This window comes from Aeromonas sp. L_1B5_3, from assembly GCF_963866575.1.
Lineage (GTDB): Bacteria > Pseudomonadota > Gammaproteobacteria > Enterobacterales > Aeromonadaceae > Aeromonas > Aeromonas jandaei.
This window is the reverse complement of sequence record NZ_CAWMDN010000077.1, coordinates 1-462: the sequence shown is the minus strand read 5'-3', so window position 1 is coordinate 462 and position 462 is coordinate 1. Positions and strand designations below refer to the sequence as shown.

General features: G+C 60.2%; 1 protein-coding gene. It reads left to right on the top strand.

Annotated elements, in window-relative coordinates; all coding sequences use genetic code 11:
* The coding region (vgrG, locus tag AACR93_RS04625) for a type VI secretion system tip protein VgrG (protein ID WP_043852306.1) at nucleotides 1-462 on the top strand (462 nt) is incomplete at both ends.

Here is a 462-nt window from a genome sequence, read left to right as displayed (position 1 = left end):
GCGCCGTGCTGGACCAGCCCTGCGAGCTGATGGTGTGGTACAACGGCGAGCTGCAGCGTAGGGTATGCGGTGTAGTGAGCGAGTTTGCCCAAGGGGACAGCGGCTTTCGCCGTACCCGCTATAGCCTTGAGGTTAAACCTGCCCTGTGGCGGCTGGGGCTGCGCCAGAACTCCCGTATCTTCCAGGCGCAGAAGCCCGATGAAATCCTCAGTATCTTGCTGCAAGAGCACGGCATCACCGACTACGCCTTTGCGCTCAAGAACGAGCACGCCCAGCGCGAATACTGCCTTCAGTATCGCGAGACCGACCTCGATTTCCTCAACCGCCTCGCAGCCGAAGAGGGCTTGTTCTACTTCCACGAATTTGAAGCAGGCAAACACCGCATTGTGTTTGCCGACGATGCGGCGGCCCTGACTGCCGGCCCTGAACTCTTCTTCAACCTCGGCAACCGCTCGCTGGAAC